The organism is Allobosea vaviloviae, assembly GCF_001298265.1.
Taxonomy (GTDB): Bacteria; Pseudomonadota; Alphaproteobacteria; order Rhizobiales; family Beijerinckiaceae; genus Allobosea; species Allobosea vaviloviae_B.
In genome coordinates, this window is the sequence record NZ_LGSZ01000034.1 from 1 (window position 1) to 794 (window position 794).

Here is a 794-nt window from a genome sequence, read left to right on the forward strand (position 1 = left end):
TTTGAGGAGGGCAGCGGTGCTTCGCGGGTTGATGAGCGACGCGGAATGGGCGTTCTTCGCGCCTTTCCTGATCGAGAACCGGACGCAGGGCGGGCGGCGGCCCTTGGACCATCGGCGGGGGCTCGGCGGCGGGCTGTATGTGACGCGCACGGGGGTGCCATGGCGTGACCTGCCGCCCGAGTTCGGCAACTGGAACTCGGTCCACCGGCAGTATCGACGCTGGACCGAGGCCGGCGTCTGGGACGTGATGCTGGCAGCGCTATCCGACAGCGAAGCCTCTGACAACACGCTGCAAATGATCGATTCCACCATTGTCCGGGTGCATCAGCACGGCGCCGGCGGAAGGGGGGGATTCAGAGAAACTGTATTGGCCGTTCGCGCGGTGGGCTCACGACCAAGGTTCATACCAGAGCGAATGCGGAAGGGTTGGCGGTCGGCTTCCATGTGACGCCCGGCCAGGCCTCCGACATGACGGCCTACGACGATCTCATGGCGGAGGACGCGCCACTGCCAGAGGCGATGCTCGGCGACAAGGGCTATGACAGCAACGCCATCAGATCCGACCTCGAACGGCGCGGCATCGACCCGGTGATCCCGACCAAGTCGAACCGAAAGATGCAGCGGACAATCGACAAGGCGGCCTACGCCATGCGCAATCGCATCGAGCGATTCTTCAACAAGATCAAGCACTCACGCCGCGTGGCGACCCGCTACGACAAGCTCGCGTCCAGCTTCCTCGGGTTCGTGCAGCTCGCAACGATCCGATGCTGGATCAGGTTTGTCCACACGACCTA

General features: G+C 64.0%; 1 pseudogene. It reads left to right on the top strand.

Annotated elements, in window-relative coordinates:
- Positions 1-31: 31 nt before the first annotated feature.
- Positions 32-794 (top strand): annotated as a pseudogene (locus tag AE618_RS27290) (IS5 family transposase); the annotation flags it as partial.